This window comes from Streptomyces bungoensis, assembly GCF_001514215.1.
GTDB classification, from domain to species: domain Bacteria; phylum Actinomycetota; class Actinomycetes; order Streptomycetales; family Streptomycetaceae; genus Streptomyces; species Streptomyces bungoensis.
The window spans coordinates 212,788-229,455 of record NZ_KQ948860.1 but is presented as its reverse complement, the minus strand read 5'-3'; the positions used below and the strand labels follow the sequence as shown (position 1 = coordinate 229,455).

At 74.0% G+C, this 16,668-nt stretch carries 14 protein-coding genes and 1 pseudogene; 11 read left to right on the top strand and 4 right to left on the bottom strand.

From position 1 onward, the window contains the following. Positions 1 to 334 precede the first annotated feature (334 nt). Together AQJ66_RS21300 and AQJ66_RS38905 are read left to right on the top strand one after the other, a co-directional pair. Positions 335 to 1,438, top strand: a complete 1,104-nt coding sequence (locus tag AQJ66_RS21300) for a PP2C family protein-serine/threonine phosphatase (protein ID WP_244162878.1) — start codon at positions 335 to 337, stop codon at positions 1,436 to 1,438. Positions 1,439 to 1,552: 114 nt separating this feature from the next. Beyond that, on the top strand, positions 1,553 to 1,690 hold the full coding sequence (locus tag AQJ66_RS38905; RefSeq protein ID WP_159052594.1) for a hypothetical protein: 138 nt from the start codon (positions 1,553 to 1,555) through the stop codon (positions 1,688 to 1,690). Between the two features lie 54 nt (positions 1,691 to 1,744). Here the strand turns inward: AQJ66_RS38905 and AQJ66_RS37430 are convergent, their stop codons facing one another. Then, positions 1,745 to 2,080, bottom strand: coding sequence for a hypothetical protein (locus AQJ66_RS37430; protein WP_061924564.1), 336 nt, complete (start codon positions 2,078 to 2,080; stop codon positions 1,745 to 1,747). Positions 2,081 to 2,238: 158 nt separating this feature from the next. Between AQJ66_RS37430 and AQJ66_RS21290 the strand changes: the two genes are divergently transcribed. The 8 genes and pseudogenes from AQJ66_RS21290 (at position 2,239) to AQJ66_RS21255 (ending at position 10,651) form a co-directional block, all read left to right on the top strand. Then, positions 2,239 to 3,033, top strand: a complete 795-nt coding sequence (locus AQJ66_RS21290; protein ID WP_061924561.1) for a COG4705 family protein — start codon at positions 2,239 to 2,241, stop codon at positions 3,031 to 3,033. Between the two features lie 37 nt (positions 3,034 to 3,070). Then, a pseudogene (locus AQJ66_RS21285) lies at positions 3,071 to 3,711 on the top strand (RraA family protein); the annotation flags it as partial. 336 nt (positions 3,712 to 4,047) lie between these two features. Then, positions 4,048 to 5,280, top strand: coding sequence for a DUF4190 domain-containing protein (locus tag AQJ66_RS21280; protein WP_061924558.1), 1,233 nt, complete (start codon positions 4,048 to 4,050; stop codon positions 5,278 to 5,280). A gap of 158 nt (positions 5,281 to 5,438) precedes the next feature. Next, positions 5,439 to 6,191 (top strand): GntR family transcriptional regulator, encoded by a 753-nt coding sequence (locus AQJ66_RS21275; protein ID WP_061924555.1) that lies wholly within the window; start codon positions 5,439 to 5,441, stop codon positions 6,189 to 6,191. Between the two features lie 367 nt (positions 6,192 to 6,558). Beyond that, on the top strand, positions 6,559 to 6,750 hold the full coding sequence (locus tag AQJ66_RS21270) for an SPOR domain-containing protein (RefSeq protein WP_061924552.1): 192 nt from the start codon (positions 6,559 to 6,561) through the stop codon (positions 6,748 to 6,750). A gap of 30 nt (positions 6,751 to 6,780) precedes the next feature. Beyond that, positions 6,781 to 7,194, top strand: a complete 414-nt coding sequence (locus AQJ66_RS21265; protein WP_061924549.1) for a (deoxy)nucleoside triphosphate pyrophosphohydrolase — start codon at positions 6,781 to 6,783, stop codon at positions 7,192 to 7,194. A 129-nt stretch (positions 7,195 to 7,323) separates the two neighbouring features. Next, positions 7,324 to 7,752, top strand: a complete 429-nt coding sequence (locus AQJ66_RS21260; RefSeq protein ID WP_061924546.1) for an ATP-binding protein — start codon at positions 7,324 to 7,326, stop codon at positions 7,750 to 7,752. A 262-nt stretch (positions 7,753 to 8,014) separates the two neighbouring features. Further along, entirely contained in the window at positions 8,015 to 10,651 is a 2,637-nt protein-coding gene (locus tag AQJ66_RS21255) for a SpoIIE family protein phosphatase (RefSeq protein ID WP_061924543.1), read from the top strand. Positions 10,652 to 10,716: 65 nt separating this feature from the next. On the opposite strand, the gene AQJ66_RS21250 is transcribed toward AQJ66_RS21255, so the two are convergent. After that, positions 10,717 to 12,285 carry a hypothetical protein gene (locus AQJ66_RS21250; RefSeq protein ID WP_061924540.1) on the bottom strand — a complete coding sequence of 523 codons (1,569 nt, stop codon included), beginning with the start codon at positions 12,283 to 12,285 and terminating at the stop codon, positions 10,717 to 10,719. Positions 12,286 to 12,725: 440 nt separating this feature from the next. Here AQJ66_RS21250 and AQJ66_RS21245 point away from each other — a divergent pair, with 440 nt between their 5' ends. Continuing rightward, positions 12,726 to 13,958 carry a glycoside hydrolase family 18 protein gene (locus tag AQJ66_RS21245; protein ID WP_244162877.1) on the top strand — a complete coding sequence of 411 codons (1,233 nt, stop codon included), beginning with the start codon at positions 12,726 to 12,728 and terminating at the stop codon, positions 13,956 to 13,958. On the opposite strand, the gene AQJ66_RS21240 is transcribed toward AQJ66_RS21245, so the two are convergent. Further along, positions 13,945 to 14,709: a succinate dehydrogenase/fumarate reductase iron-sulfur subunit gene (locus tag AQJ66_RS21240; protein WP_061924538.1), complete on the bottom strand. Its 765-nt coding sequence runs from the start codon at positions 14,707 to 14,709 to the stop codon at positions 13,945 to 13,947. The genes AQJ66_RS21245 and AQJ66_RS21240 overlap by 14 nt on opposite strands. Before the next feature lie 10 nt (positions 14,710 to 14,719). Continuing rightward, positions 14,720 to 16,651 (bottom strand): fumarate reductase/succinate dehydrogenase flavoprotein subunit, encoded by a 1,932-nt coding sequence (locus tag AQJ66_RS21235; RefSeq protein ID WP_061924535.1) that lies wholly within the window; start codon positions 16,649 to 16,651, stop codon positions 14,720 to 14,722. Between the last annotated feature and the right edge of the window lie 17 nt (positions 16,652 to 16,668).

The following is a 16,668-nucleotide window of genomic DNA, read 5'->3' as shown; positions in this document are numbered from 1 at the left end:
GGCCGTCCGACCCGCGCAGGAGTGGGTCGGGCGGCCTTCGCCGTCCGCACGGAGTCCGCAAGCCGGCTGGATGAGTCCGGCACGCGGGGGAGCGGTTACGCCCGCCGACCGCCCCGCCGTGATCCGCCGCTGGGCCAACCAGGTGGCGGCCGCCGTGAGGGCGGTGGACCCCACGGCGTGACACGTCCGCGTTACCCGTTTCCTCGGCCGTGCGCCTAGGGTGATGAGCGTGGCGGAAGGGTGGAAGTCGTTCCCCGGACCTACGCCGCCGGGTTCGGACCGGCCCGGCCGTGCGCCTGTGTCCGGCAGCGGCGTACCGCCTCTGCTGAGCGCGATGCGTGCGGCGGCGCGCATCGGCAGCACGCTCGACGAGGAGACCACGTGGTCCGAGCTGACCGGGGTGGTCGCCGGGCTCGTGGGAGGTGCGGCCGCCGTGCTGCGCACCGGGCGCGACGACCGCCCGCGGTATCAGGCCGTCGTCGGGAATCCGGTGGTGCTGCCCGCTGCCGGGTGGGCCGGTGCTGCCGCGCGGGAGGCCGCGGGGGCGCGTCCCGTCCTGGGGGCCGGGGGGCTCGCGCTGTGCGTGCCGCTGGTCGTCGGCGGCCGTCCCTACGGCGTGCTGGTGAGCGGCCGCGAGGCGACGCCGTTCACCCCGGCGGAGGCGGACGTCCTGTCCGGCCTCGCAGAGATCGCCGCCGCCCACGTCCGGCACGCCCGGGAGCACGACGCGGTGAGCGGCATGGTCGGCACACTGCAGCGTGCCCTGCTGTCGGAACCCGGCCGGCCCCATCCGAACCTGGACGTGGCCGTCCGCTACCTCCCGGTGGGGCGGAACGCCATGATCGGCGGGGACTGGTGCGAGACCGTGCGGCTGCACTTCGGCCGGACGCTGCTCGTGGTCGGCGACGTCATGGGACACGGCCTGGAGGCCGCCGTCGACATGAACGCCTACCGCTCGGCCCTGCGCTACATCGCCTCCGCCGACCTGCCGCCGCACCGCATCCTGCGCCAGCTCGACGACATCGCCTCCGCGGAGCCCGACCGCAGGCCCGCCACCTGCCTCATCGCGCAGGTCGACCCCAACCGCGGCCGCGTGACCCTCGCCGGCGCCGGCCACCTGCCCCCGGCGGTGGTGGACGGGCACTCCGGCACCTCTCTGCTGCCGGTCCCGGTCGGCCCGCCGCTGGGCACCGGCCTGGGCGGTTACGATGCGGCCACCTTCCGGCTCGCCCCGTCCCAGACCCTGCTGCTCTTCACCGACGGGCTCGTCGAGCGCCGCGGTGAGGACATCGACCGGTCCCTGCACCGGCTGGCCCGTGTCGAGTTCGATGCGTGCTCAGGTGTCGAGGACATCCTCGACACGGTGCTGGCCCGCCTGGACGCCCGGCACGCGGAGGACGACGTCGCGGTGCTGGCCGCGCGGCTGCACCACCGCTGAGTCTGTTCACCTGCAGTTCGCCGGCAGTACCTCTCGACGGCACCCGCGGCGCGGGAAAAGGGTGCATCGTCGTTTTTCGGGACATCCGTATCCGAGAACAGAAAGTCAGCCGACATGGCCGAGATACTGGCAGCCGTGGCCACGAAGATCGTCGGAGCGCTCGTCGAGGCGCTCGTCCTGCGCCTCCTGTGGCAGATGTGGTCCGCCTACTCACCTTCTCTGCGCAGGGCCGTGCGTCCGGCCGCCGCGTAACAGCCCGGCGCGGCGGCGCGCACGCCACCGCGCGTCACTGGTCTTCGGGACCGCCTAGGCCCGGGCGCCGGCGGCCTGCCTCTCCTCCTTCCTCTTCCTCTCCTTCCGTCCGCTGCGCACCAGCCAGGTGGCCCCGCCGACGGCGAGGGCGACGGGCCACTCCAGAGCTCCCGCCACGGCCAGTGCTCCGAGCCCGCCGTAGAACGCGAGGTCCTTGACCGGGGGCGTACCGGGCATCCGCGCCGTCGCCGCCCGGGCCGTGCTCGTCAGCTCTTCCTTGGTGACGTACGGAACCGGCACCGGAGGATGCAGTGTGCGCAGGTGCAGGTGAAGGCCCCCGCCGTCGCCCGCGTGGGTCTGCTGTCGCGGTGTCTCCGCTGTCTTGGCCATCCCCCTCCTCCCTTCGTCGGAGTCGGTGTGACGTGCCCCTTCAATTCTCGTGCACGTTCGGCTTCGGGCAAGTGCCGGGCAACGTAAGCACCGGAGGCGCCAAAACTCTGGCAAAGGGGTCTGGGGGGACGGCCGGACCGCATGTCATCGTGCCTGCCATGACGACTGATCACCTCACCACTCACACCAGGCCCGCAGGCCGCATACGTCACGCGGCGAGCAAGGTGCCGGAGGTGACCGTCTACTTCTGGATCATCAAGGTGCTGACGACCGGCATGGGGGAGACGGCCTCCGACTACCTCGCCCATGTGCTCGGCCCGGTCCCCGCCGTCGGCCTCGGCGGCATCGCCCTGGTGGCCGCCCTCGTGGTGCAGTTCGCCGTCCGCCGGTACGTGGCCTGGGTCTACTGGACGGCGATCGTGATGGTCAGCGTCTTCGGCACGATGGCGGCCGACATCCTGCACGTCGGCCTCGGCGTGCCGTACACGCTCTCCACCCCGTTCTTCCTGGTCGCGCTCGCCGCCGTCTTCGCCCTCTGGTACCGCGCCGAAGGAACCCTGTCGATCCACAGCATCCACACCCGGCGCCGGGAGGCCTTCTACTGGGCCGCCGTGCTCGCCACGTTCGCGCTGGGCACCGCGGCCGGCGACCTCACCGCCACGATCGGCCTCGGCTACCTGGGCTCCGCCGTCGTCTACGGCGCAGCGATCGCCGTTCCGGCCGTCGCCCACCGCTGGGGCAGCCTGAACGCGGTGGCCGCGTTCTGGGCGGCGTACGTCATCACCCGCCCGCTCGGCGCCTCCGTCGCCGACTGGATGGCCGTCGGGCACGCCCGGGGCGGGCTCGCCCTGGGGCTGGGGCCGGTCACGCTGTCCTGGACGGTGGCCATCCTCGGTTTCGTCGGTTACCTGGCCCTCTCCCGCAAGGACGTCCAGCACGACGTCACGCCGTGACCCGGCCGGGCCGCCGGGCGGACGTGCCGCGACGACCGTGAACGGGGAGGACAAGGAGGACACCCCCGGCGCCCGCGCCGCCTTCGCGGGCATCGCGACGACCACCCTCGCCGACGTACCGGGCCGACGGCAGGTCATGGACATCGGCCTCCGCCCCCTGTGGCAGCCCGTGCCGCGGATCGCCGGGCCCGCGTTCACCGTGCGGTGCCCGCCGGGGGACGACCTCGTGCTGCACGCCGCGATCCACCGGGCCGGGCCGGGCGCGGTCGTCGTCGAGTCCCGCGACCGCGGCCACGTGCCGGCCGGCGGCGACGTGTGCGCGGTGGCGCAGCGCCGGGGCGTCGCCGCCTTCGTCGCGGACGGGCCGATCCGCGATCTCGCCGAGGTCCGCGAGACGGGCTTCCCCGTCTTCGCCCGCGGGTGATCCCCTTCCCCGGTGCCCAGCAGGCCGCCGGGCCGCTGAACGTGCCGGTGCGCTGCGGCGGGGTGGCGGTGGACGCCGGCGACATCGTCGTGGCCGAAGAGGAGGGCGTCGTGGCCGTCCCCGCCGCCCGCCGGGACGAGGTGCTGACCGCGGCCCCGGCGAATCCGGCCGAGGAGGCCGGCGAGACGTTCGACGTGTGGGAGGAAGCCCGCCGCACGCGTGTCGACGGGATCCTCCGCGACCAGGGCTTCGAGGACCGACCCGGGCTCCTTCCGCCGATCAGGACCTGCCGTTCCCCCGGCGCCCACCTGGTTCGGTGTCATGCGCTGCACGCCGAGCAGGAGATGGACGCTGCCGCCCTACAGGGTGCGGTGAACGGCCTTGCCAGGGGCCGGAGTCGGGGCGCAGCACCGTTCCCGTGAACGGCTGCACCGCGTCCAGGCCGGGCGCCGCCCCGACCGCGGCGAGCAGGCCCACCCCCGTACCGTCCCCGTTCGCGACCCGCTTACCATGCGCACTCGTACGTCAGTCCAGCCGCCGGCCGTCGCCGGTCCTGCGCTGCCGCCGCCCGAACCAGGAGCACGGTACCGGTGTCCATACCTCCGCCCCCCGGCCCCCACCAGCCGCAAGACCCCTGTCGGCCACCTCAGCAGCCGTACCCGCACAACCCCTACGGGCCGCCGCCGTACCAGCAGGGACCGCAGCAACCGCACCACCCGTACGGGCCGCCCGGGTACCAGCCGTGGGCGCAGGGCTACAGCCCCTACAACCAGCCCGCGCCGGTCAACGGCCTCGCCATCGCCTCCCTCGTGCTCGGTCTGCTGTGCTGTCTGCCGGGTGTCGGCCTGGTGCTCGGGCTGATCGCGCTGCCGCAGATCCGCCGGCGGGGCGAGCGCGGCACGGCGCTCGCGGTCACCGGGTCGGTGCTGTCGGGGCTCGGGCTCGCGCTGAGCGTGCTGATGTTCGCCACGGGCGGCGCGTCCGACTTCTGGAAGGGCTTCAAGGAGGGGGCGCGCGGCGGCGCGAGCATCTCCCTGGTGAAGGGCGAGTGCTTCGACGCGCCCGGCGGACGGCTCAGCGGGGAGACGTACGACGTCGACAAGGTGCCGTGCTCCGGCGTGCACGACGGCGAGGTCTTCGCCTCCTTCCGTCTGCGCGCGGGCCGTTACCCCGGCGACGACTCGGTGACCGGTACCGCCGACGAGCGCTGCTACGGCCTCCAGGACGCGTACGCGATGGACGGCTGGGCCGTCCCCGGGGACGTCGACGTCTACTACCTCACGCCCACCGAGGACAGCTGGTCCGCCGGGGACCGGGAAGTCACCTGCGTGTTCGGCAACGTGACCGAGGGCCGGAACCTCACCGGGTCGCTGCGCAACGACGAGACGGTCCTCGACTCCTACCAGGTGGCCTATCTGAAGGCCGCTCACATCCTCAACGCGGCCATGGACACCGCGCCGGACGCCGAGTACGTCGAGGACGACCTGCCCGGGCACAAGGCGTGGGCCGGGCGGGTGGCGGCGGCCCTGTCCGAGCAGGCCGGGGCGCTGCGCGCGCAGTCGTGGCCGGGCGGCGCCCGCGGGCCGGTCGGCGCGCTGGCCGCGGACCTGGACAAGGCGCGCGCGGAATGGGCGAAGGCGGCGAAGGCCGAGGACGCCGACGGCTTCTACCGGCACTACGACGCCGGCCTCGGGCTGCTCGACCCGAAGGAGTCCGTGCCCGCGCGCAGGGCCCTGGGACTGGAGACCACACCGCCCGCCGACGACAGCGGCAAGGGGGGCGCGGACGGCCGCGACACCGGCGGCGCCGGCATGCAGGTGTGAGCGCGCGCTCAGTGGGGAGTCTCAGGGCAGAAAGTGCCTGCGTAAAGGGCTCCTTAGCCGTAAGTCATCACATCGAGTGATTCTCTGGCCTTCACTTGCACGGCACAACCCACGGTTGCCAGTCTGTTGCTGTCTGTACAACCTGATGGGAGCGGCCAGTGACTTTCGGTGAGCAGCCGGCGTACCTGCGCGTCGCGGGTGATCTCCGCAAGAAGATCGTCGACGGTTCACTGCCGCCCCACACCCGGCTCCCCTCACAGGCCCGCATCCGCGAGGAGTACGGCGTCTCGGACACGGTCGCGCTGGAGGCGCGCAAGGTCCTGATGGCGGAGGGGCTCGTCGAGGGCCGCTCCGGCTCGGGGACGTACGTGCGCGAGCGGCCCGTTCCCCGCCGGGTGGCCCGCTCGGGCTTCCGCCCGTCCGGGGGCGCCACGCCGTTCCGGCAGGAGCAGGCCGACGTCACGATGCGTGGCACCTGGGAGTCCAGCAGCGAGCAGACCGAGGCCGGGGCGGCCATCGCCGAACGGCTCGCCGTCAGGCGCGGTGACCGGGTCATGCGCACCCGATACCTGTTCCGGGACGCCGGGGAGCCGATGATGCTCTCCACCTCCTGGGAACCCCTCGCCCTCACCGGGCGCACCCCCGTGATGCTCCCGGAGGAGGGCCCGCTCGGCGGCATGGGCGTGGTGGAGCGGATGCGGGCGATCGACGTCATCGTCGACAACGTCACCGAGGAGGTCGGCGCCCGCCCCGGCCTCGCCGAGGAGCTGCAGGCACTCGGCGGCGTCCCCGGCCACGTCGTCATCGTCGTCCAGCGCACCTACTTCGCCTCCGGCCGCCCCGTGGAGACCGCCGACGTGGTGATCCCGGCCGACCGCTACCGGGTGGCCTACCACCTGCCGGTGAAGTAGCCCGGCCGAGGGCGCGCGCGCCGTGAGGTAGCGCACACTCCGGCACACCCCCGGACGGGCGCGCACCCCCGCGATCGGCCGTCCGGGCCGTCACCGGGCCGCAGCGATCCGGCCGTTTTCCCAGGTGGTCCCCGGTGTGCCCGGTGCGGCCCCGACGCACGGCAGCGCCGTTCCGGGCGGCGCGTTCGGTGTCGTGCGCCCCCTGCGTTCTGGCTGGTTGCGTACCTCTTTGTGAAAAGGCGTATTCGCTCCGTGAAGGTTGGGCGTACGCTCGGGCATATGCGGATTGCGGTTTCCTTAGGCGCGGCACGCTGGAGCGCCCGGAGGGGAAGCGGGTGGGGCGGTGCGAGAAGGAACGGTGGGGGCGATGAGTGAGGGCACGGTCTCGCTGCCCTGGATCGTCATACGGCAGGACGACAACGGCAATCGCTACCGCGTGGGCCGGTACGCGACCCGGGCCGAGGCGCAGAAGATCGCCGACAGCCTCGACGACCGCGGCCACAAACAGCTCTACTGGGTCGAGCGCATCGGCCAGCACGGCGACGGCGCCCGCAACTGACCCGCCGCGCCGTCCCGTAGGCTCCGCCCCATGACCGAACGGATCGTGGTGGTGGGAGCCGCCCTGCTCGACGCCGGCCGCCTGCTGGCCGCGCGCCGCAGCGCGCCCCCGGAACTGGCCGGGCGCTGGGAACTGCCCGGCGGCAAGGTCGAGGCCGGCGAGCGGCCCGAGGACGCCCTGGTGCGCGAACTGCGCGAGGAACTCGGCGTCGACGCCGAGCCGGTCGCGCGTGTACCGGGGGAGTGGCCGCTGAAACCGCCGTACGTGCTGCGGGTGTGGACTGCTCGGCTGCGCCCCGGTTCCCGCGCGCCCCAGCCCCTCGAGGACCACGACGAACTGCGCTGGCTCACCCCCGACCGGCTCTGGGAGGTGCCCTGGCTCGACCAGGACGTCCCGGCGGTCCGCGCACTCCTGGCGCCGTCCCTCTTCCCGGCCGGGTCCTGAGAGCACCGGTCCATGCGCCGGATGCGCGAACCGGCTCGTACCCCGTTCGTGCCATCACGCGCCCCCTCGTGCGGTATTGCGCCCCCGATACCGGGTATGTGCCCAGTAGCCCCATTGATCCGGACATGAGTGGACTCACTGGCCTGGGAAGTGATCGGCGTGATCGACACCGATGGCGACTGCGCCGAGTGGTTCTTTCCCGCGGAGCCGGACGCCGTGCGCTCCGCCCGCGAGGCGGTCCGCGGCCAGCTGCACGGCTGGGACCTCGACGCCCTCGCCGACCTCACCGCCCTGCTGGTCAGCGAGCTGGTGACCAATTCCCTGCGGTACGCCACCGGTCCCATCGGCGTACGGCTGGTGCGCCCGGCCCGTCTTGACGGCGCGCTGCTGGTCGAGGTGTCCGACCCGCTCCCCGACCTGCCCCGCGAACGCGCCGCCGACCCGGAGGACGAGAGCGGCCGTGGCCTGCAGTTGGTGGCCGGCTCCTCGCGCCGCTGGGGCACCCGGCCCGGCGACGCCGGAAAGACCGTCTGGTTCGAACTGGCGGTGCCCGGGTGAACCGGGTGTACAGCGCGCCGTGTGCCGTCCACGGCGCGAGCGGGCGCGCGACCGGGTGCCGGGACAGCGACGGAACTCCGGGATTCGAGGGCGTGTTCCCTGGTTAGAAGACTGGAAGTGTTGTCGCGGCCCGGTCCGAAAAGCGCCTGGACCGAGCTGTGATCGTGAACACCGTGTCGTGCGGCGCCGTAGTGCTGGATACTGCGGGCAGCCGCCTTCGGTGACCGGTACCGGGCGCGGTGAGCTGGAGGGGACGGTTCGCGTGAGCGAGATACCAGCGAAGGCCACGGAGTCCGAGGACCCGTCGGGCGGCGCGAGGGGCCAGGCCACGGAGGCCGGACCCGGCGACGCCATGTGGCAGAGCAGTCCGCCCGGCTCGATGTACGACTACATCAGGGTCGCGTCCTTCTCCATCAACCCCGGCGGACTCGTCGAGCAGTGGAGCCTCCGCGCCGAGCAGATCTTCGGCATCCCCGCCGAACGGGCCGTCGGCATGGACCCGATCGAGGCCTTCATCGACCCCGATCTGCGCGAGCGCAGCCAGCGCAAGATGGCCGAGATCCTCGACGGGCGGGAGTGGACCGGCGTGGTCCCCTTCCGGATGCCCGACCGGGCGGACGGCGGACGCGGCGAGGAGGGGCTCGCCGAGGTCTACGTCATGCCCACCCGGACCGCCGAGGGCGACAAGGCCGCCGTCTGCATCGTCGTCGACGTCCGCACCCTGCGCAGCATCGAGACCGACCTCGCGGCCTCACAGGCGATATTCGGCCAATCCCCGTTCGGGTTCCTGCTCATCGACGGCGACCTGAGGGTCCGTCGGGCCAACATGCGGTTCGCCTCCATCTTCGGCGGAACCCCCGACGACCACCGCGGCAAGGGGGTTCACGACTACCTGCCGCGCAGCGAGGCGGAGCGGGTTTCGGCCACCCTGCGCCGGGTCCTGGAGACCGGCGACTCCATCACCGACATGCACGTCACCGGCTTCGTCCCCGGCTCCGACGAGCGCCGGCACTGGTCCATCAACCTCTACCGCGTGCACAGCGGCAGCGGCCGGCCCATCGGCATCGCCTGGCTCGGCACCGACATCACCGCCCGCCGCGCCGCCGCCCGCGAGGCCGCCGCCGCCCGGCGCAACCTCGCACTGCTCAACGAGGCCGGAGCCCGCATAGGCAACTCCCTCGACCTGGAGACCACGGCCCGCGAACTCCTCGACGTCGTGGTCCCCGGCTTCTGCGACCTCGCCACCGTCGACCTCTACCAGGGCCTGCTCACCGGCGACGAGACCCCGCCCGGCCTCGCCGACGGCAGCGCGGAACTGCGCCGCGTCGCCTTCGCCAGCGCCGTCTCCGACGCGCCCTTCAGCGGCTCCGGCGAACCCGTCGCGGTCGGCGCCGTCCACCACTTTCCGTTCAACTCGCCGTGCGCGGACGCCCTGCGCACCGCCCGTCCGCAGAGCGTTCCCGCGGAGGACGGCGGGCTCGTGCAGTCCACGCTGGCCGTGCCGATGGTCGCCCACGACACCGTCGTCGGCCTCGTGCAGTTCGCGCGGACCAAGGGCAGCGAGCCGTTCGGCGAACGCGACCGGGACCTCGCGGTCGAACTGGCCGCACGCGCCGCCGTCTGCATCGACAATGCGCGCCTGTACCGCCGCGAGCACGAACGCGCGCTGATCCTGCAGCGCTCCCTGCTCCCGCCCGGCGACCCCGAGGCCTCCGGCCTGGACATCGCCTGCCGCTACCTGCCCGGCAACGCGGCCACCGAGGTCGGCGGCGACTGGTTCGACGTCATCGAACTCCCCGGCCACCGCACCGCGCTGGTGGTCGGTGACGTCATGGGGCGCGGCCTGCGGGCGGCCGTCGCGATGGGCGAACTCCGCACGGCCGTACGCACGCTGGCGCTGCTGGACCTCGAACCGGCCGAGGTGCTCTCGGCGCTGGACGAGATCGCCCGCGGCCTCGGCACGCCCGGAGGCGTCCAGCAGGCCACCCGCACGGCACGCCAGCCGCGCGACGCCGACCTCTCCGAGGTGTACCTCGCGACCTGCGTGTACGCCGTCTACGACTCCGTCACCAGACGCTGCACCTTCGCCAACGCCGGCCACCTGCCCCCGGTGCTGGTGGAGCCCGGTGAGGCGGCCCTGATGCTCGACGTGCCGCCCGGCATGCCGCTCGGCGTGGGCGGCGAACCCTTCGAGGAGGTCGAGGTCGAACTCCCCGAGGGCGCGCTGCTCGCCCTCTACACGGACGGCCTGGTCGAGTCCCGCGACCACCCGCTCGACGAGGGCCTCCAGGCGTTCGTCGGCGCGCTGACCGACCCCGCCCACCCGTCACCCGACCACCACCCCTCAACGACGGCGCTGCGCGCCGACACCCATCGAAACCTCGAGGACGTCTGCGACCACGTGCTCAACACCCTGGACACCCATCACGGCGAGGACGACATCGCGCTGCTGATGGCCCGGGTGCAGGGGCTGCCCGCCGAGTCCGTCGGCGACTGGACCCTGCCGCGCGAGCCGCGGAGCGTGGGGCGGGCCCGTGAGTACGCCCGGGCCCAGCTGGTCGCCTGGGAGCTGGAACCGCTCGTCGACACCACCGAACTGCTGGTGAGCGAGCTGGTGACCAACGCGCTGCGGTACGGCGAGGGGGAGATCAGGCTGCGGCTGCTGCTGGACCGCACCCTGGTCTGCGAGGTGTGGGACTCCGGGCTGGTCCAGCCGCGCCGGCGGCGGGCCCGCGACACCGACGAGGGCGGCCGCGGCCTGCAACTGGTCGGACTGCTCAGCGCCGCCTGGGGATCCCGGCGGACGCCCCGCGGCAAGACGGTGTGGTTCGAACTGCCGCTCCCCGGAGGGGAGAACGGGCTGACCGACCCGGCGGAGGCCCTGCTGAGCCTGTTCTGACGCGGACGCCCGGTCCGTGGGACCTGCCTGGCGACTACCGCCGGCCCCGCGACGCCTGGCGCGTCCTACGGCAGCCGGCGGCGGCCCCGGGTCTCCGGGCCGCCGAAGCTCACCGGCGGGCCCGCGTCCGGTTCCTCGGCGAGCAGGATCCCGCCGAGCACGGCACCGGCGACACCGGCCGCGTGGCCGTCCGCCCCGGCGTACGGGTTGCCGTGCGTCCGGACGTCCCGCTCCGCCAGCTCCCGCGCCTGCCGGGCCGGCTCCTCCACCTCGGCACCCCGCGCGGCCCCCGCGCCGAGGGCCCGCACCGCCTCCGCCAGCCGCGCCCGGGCCGGTGCGCCCACCGCCGCCCGGTGGACGGCGACGTAGTCCCCGGCCGCGCCGACCGCGGCGCGCGCCACGAGCCCGGCGGCGGCGTCCATCACCCCCGACCGCCCGACCTCCAGGCGCTCCACGGCCCGGGTGACGCGCCGCAGGGCGTCCAGCGGGTCGTACGCCCCGCCGGTCAGTTCGGCGCGTACGGCCGACAGGACGGCGTCGGCGTGCGCGAGCCGGGCGTGCCTTTCCCCATCGGCCAGCCGCCCGGCCCCGCCGCCCTTGCGGGCTTCGGCGATGTCCGCCTCGGCGCCGGTCAGCGCGGCCGGCACCAGACCGGCGGCCTCCCGCAGCCGGGCGGCGAGCCCCTCGACCCCGCCCACCAGGACGCCGGCCTGGGTGACCCCGCCCTCGGCGGCGCGCAGCTGCCGGGCCGCCCGGGCCCCGTCACCCGCGTCGGCCGCCTGGCGGGCCTCGTTGAGCCGGCCGGTGGCGAACACCAGCCGGTCCTTGGCCTGTTCGACGTACCCCGTGACCGGCGCCCCGGCCGAGGCGCCGTAGCGCTCCTGCAACCGGGCGGCCGTGGTCTGGGCCGCCGCCGTCCGGGCCGTCAGCTCCCGGAACCGGGCCTCGGCGACCTCCAGCGCCTCGCCCACCCCCTGTTCCAGACCCCGCAGCCGGTCCAGCTCCGCCGCCCGCGCGTCCAGCAGCCGCCCCGCCTCCGCACACCGCCCGACCACACCCACCAGTGCCTGCCGCCGGGCGGCCGCGTCCCCGGGAACGCCCTCCTCGTATCGACGCCAGATGGCGAACGCCGCCGCCAGCTCGGTCTCCGCGGCCCGCAGCGCGTGCGCGAACGGCTCGACCGCCTCGGCCGGGAACAGCGCCCGCACGAACGCCAGTTCTTCTTCGCTGCCGCGCACGCAGTCGTCGGCCAGCACCAGTGCCGCTCGGGCCTGCCGCTCCGCCTCGTGCACGGTGGGCACGGGCGGCGCCGCCGACACCACACCCGGCGTCGTCCGGGTCCGGGCCCGCCGGGTGCGGCGCAGGTAGCTGTAACCGGCCAGCACGCCGGCCGCGCCGACGGCCACGAGGGGCAGGACGAGGTCGGCACCGGACATCTCGTCCTGCCGAGGCGCGACGGCACCGGCGACCGTCCGCTCCGGGGCGGCGGGAACCGGATCACCGCCCCCACCCGTCATCAAGGGCAACACCAGCCACCCCGTCCCGGCGAGCGCGCCCAGCACGGAGTGCACCACCCGCACCCGTATGTGCGCGGTGGCGCGCCGGGGGCGGCCCCGGATCAGGAACGGCGTCACGTTTCGGAGCGTATGGGCAGCTAGGCGCCTCCGCGAGCGGGGCGGACACGGGTGGGGGACGAGAAGGACAGGGGGCAGAAGTGCACATGCGACCCGAGGACCCGACAGGCCCGGAGCCACTCACCCACCGACCCCCGTCATCCACGACCCTCGGCTCCACCCGCACAGCCGACGAGCCCCCCGCACCGGCGGCCTCAGCCCGCGCCGAGGCCGAGCCCCCCGCACCGGCGGCCTCAGCCCGCGCCGAGGCCGAGCCTCCACGACCGAACGACCCCACACGCGCCGACGGCGCCCCCGCCCGACCGGGGCCGCCCGCCCCCTCCGGCCCTCAGACGCCCGCCGGGAGCGAAGGGCCCCCACCGCCGGCCCTCGCACCGCCCGCCGACGGGCCCGCCTCACCGGTGGCCTCTGCACGCGTCGACGGCGACCTCGCTCCACCGGTGGCCTCAGCCCGCGCCGAAGGCGACCCCGCCCCACCGAGGGCCCCGGCAGACGCCGAAGGCGGCCCCGCCCGACCGGGGCCGCCCGCCCCCGCCGACGCACCCCCCGCTCCCGCCGACGGCGATCAGCCCCCGGCGGGGCCGCCCGCACGCGACGACGAAAGCGGCACGGGTGGTACGGGTGGGAAAACGGACGCCGAGGGCGGAGCCGGGGCGCGACGTCCCCGCCGCCCCCGCCCCCGCTCCCTCCTCCTCGCCGCCGCCCTCCTCCTGCTCCTCCCCCTCCTCACCGCCGAGGCGGCCCTCCGCGTCAACTACACCGGCACCCCCGCCCCCGGCACCCTGACCCGCCACAAGGACGCCCTCTGGCTGGGCCACGCCTGGCTGGACGGCCGTAAGACGCATCGGGACGTCCAGGCCCTCGCCACCCGCCTGGAAGGCACCGGCATCCGCGACCTGTACGTCCACGCGGGCCCCCTGGAGCACGACGGCACCCTCCCCGCGTCCGCCCACCCCAGGGCGGCCTGGCTGGTGTCGGCGCTGCACCGCGCCGCACCGCACGTCCGCGTGCAGGCCTGGCTCGGCGACAAGCTCGCCACGGAGAGCCCCGACGGCCTGCGCCTGGACCGCGCCGCCACCCGCGCCGCGATCCTCGCCTCCACCCGGCAGGTCCTCGCCGCCGGCTTCCAGGGCGCCCACTTCGACCTGGAACCCCTGCACTCCGGCGACCGGGACTACCTCGCCCTCCTCGACGACCTCCGCGCCCTCACCCGAGCCCACCACGCCCTGCTCTCCGTGGCGGCCCACCAGATCGACCCGCTCCCGGCCTTCCACTCCTTCTGGGGCACCACCACCGGCCACCCCAAGTGGTGGTCGCAGGCCTACTTCGGGCAGGTGGCGCGCCGGGTCGACCAGATCGCCGTGATGTCGTACGACACCATGCAGCCGCTGGAGAGCCTGTACGGCGGCTACGTCGCCCAGCAGACCAGCCTGGCGCTGGAGGTCACCCCGAAGTCCACCGACCTCCTCATGGGCCTGCCCTTCTACCACGAGAACCGGTTCGGCCACCGGGCGCACGCCGAGACCGTCCGGGGCGCCGTGCGCGGGGTCCGCCTGGGCCTGTCCCGCACCGACGCCGGCCGCGAGAACTTCGGCGTGGCCGCCTACGTCGACTTCGCGGCGACGGAGGCGGACTGGCGGGAGTACGGCAGGGGCTGGGTCAGCGGCGCCTGATCTTCGACCCCAGCCACACCAGCGGGTCGTACTTGCGGTCGACCGCCCGTTCCTTCAGCGGGATCAGCGCGTTGTCCGTGATCCTGATGCCCTCGGGGCAGACCTCCGTGCAGCACTTGGTGATGTTGCAGTAGCCGAGGCCGTGCTCGTCCTGCGCCGCGCGCTTGCGGTCGAGCCCGGTCTCGGCGGCCGCGTCCAGCGGGTGCATGTCCAGTTCGGCCACCCGCATCAGGAAGCGCGGCCCGGCGTACACCGGCTTGTTCTCCTCGTGGTCGCGCACCACATGGCAGACGTCCTGGCACAGGAAGCACTCGATGCACTTGCGGAACTCCTGCGAGCGGTCCACGTCCTCCTGCATCATCCGGTACTCGCCGGGACCCAGCCCGGGGGGCGGCACGAACGCCGGGACCTCCCTGGCCTTCTGGTAGTTGAAGCCGACGTCGGTCACCAGGTCGCGGACCACCGGGAAGGCGCGCAGGGGCGTGACGGTGATCGTCTCCGACCGGTCGAACACCGACATCCGTGTCATGCACATCAGCCGGGGACGCCCGTTGATCTCCGCCGAGCACGAACCGCACTTGCCCGCCTTGCAGTTCCAGCGCACGGCCAGGTCCGGAGCCTGGGTGGCCTGGAGGCGGTGGATGATGTCCAGCACCACCTCGCCGTCGTTGACCTCGACCGTGAAGTCCGTCAGGCCGCCGCCCTCCGCGTCGCCCCGCCACACCTTGAAGCGGGCCTCGTAGCTGCTCATGCGTACCTGCTCATTCGTACAGCTCCTCTTCGGCGAGGTACTTGACCAGCTCCTCCTTCTCGAAGAGGGCGAGCAGGTCCGGGCGGATGGGGTCGGTGGTCTCGCGGGTCAGCCGGATCTGGCCGCGGGCCGGGTCGGTCGCCGCCAGGCCGCCGGTGGGGTCCGCCAGGGTGCACAGCAGGTTCACGTTGCGCCATCCGCGGTCCATCGCCGGATGGTCCTCGCGGGTGTGCCCGCCGCGCGACTCGGTGCGTTCGAGGGCCGCCCGGGCCACGCACTCGCTGACCAGCAGCATGTTCCTCAGGTCCAGGGCCAGGTGCCAGCCCGGGTTGAACTGGCGGTGGCCCTCGACGCCGGCCCGGCGGGCGCGCACCCGCAGCTCGGCGAGCCGGTGCAGGGCCTGCTCCATCTCGCCCTCGCGCCGGATGATGCCGACCAGGTCGTTCATGGTCTGCTGGAGTTCCTGGTGCAGGGTGTACGGGTTCTCCGGCGGGCCCGCCTCGCCCTCCGTCTCCGCCGAGAAGGGCCGCAGCGCCTCCGCGGCGGCCGTGTTGACCTGGGTGTCGTCGGCCGACGGGCGCCGGCCCGCGAGCCCCCGCGCGTACTCGGCCGCGTGCCAGCCGGCCCGGCGTCCGAAGACCAGCAGGTCGGAGAGCGAGTTGCCGCCGAGCCGGTTCGAGCCGTGCATGCCGCCGGCCACCTCACCGGCCGCGTACAGGCCCGGCACCCCGCGCGCGGCCGCCGTGTCGGAGTCGACCGCGACGCCGCCCATCACGTAATGGCAGGTCGGCCCGACCTCCATCGCCTCGGCCGTGATGTCCACGTCGGCCAGCTCCTTGAACTGGTGGTACATGGACGGCAGCCGGCGCCGGATCAGCTCGGCGGGCATCCGGGTGGAGACGTCGAGGAAGACACCGCCGTGCGGCGAGCCGCGGCCCGCCTTCACCTCGGCGTTGATCGCCCGGGCCACCTCGTCGCGGGGGAGCAGCTCAGGTGGCCGGCGGTGGTGGTCCGGGTCGTCGTACCACCGGTCGGCCTCCTCCTCCGACTCGGCGTACTTGTCCTTGAAGACGTCCGGGACGTAGTCGAACATGAACCGCTCGCCCTCGGAGTTGCGCAGCACCCCGCCGTCCCCGCGCACCGACTCGGTGACGAGGATGCCCTTCACCGACGGCGGCCAGACCATGCCGGTCGGGTGGAACTGCACGAACTCCATGTTCACCAGGGGCGCGCCCGCGAGCAGGGCCAGCGCGTGGCCGTCGCCGGTGTACTCCCAGGAGTTCGAGGTGACCTTGAAGGACTTGCCGATGCCGCCGGTCGCGACGACGACCGCGGGGGCCTGGAGGACGAAGAAGCGCCCCGTCTCGCGCTCGTAGGCGAACACGCCCGACACCCGGTCCCCGTCCTTCAGGATCCGGGTGACCGTGCACTCCTGGAAGACCTTCAGCCGGGACTCGTAGTCGCCGGTCTCCCGGAAGTCCTCCTGCTGGAGCGCGACGACCCGCTGCTGGAGGGTGCGGATCAGCTCCAGTCCGGTGCGGTCGCCGACGTGGGCGAGGCGCGGGTACTCGTGGCCGCCGAAGTTGCGCTGCGAGATGCGGCCGTCCTTCGTGCGGTCGAACAGCGCGCCCCAGGTCTCCAGCTCCCACACCCGGTCCGGGGCCTCCCGGGCGTGCAGCTCGGCCATCCGCCACTGGTTGAGGAACTTGCCGCCGCGCAGGGTGTCGCGGAAGTGCGTCTGCCAGGTGTCGTGCTCGTTGGCGTTGGCCATGGCCGCGGCGATGCCGCCCTCGGCCATCACGGTGTGCGCCTTGCCGAACAGGGACTTGCAGATCACCGCCGTGCGGGCGCCCCGCTCCCGCGCCTCGATCGCGGCCCGCAGCCCGGCGCCCCCGGCACCGACCACCACGACGTCCCACTCCTGCCGGTCGACCACGGACATCGGTTCAGTTCCTCACT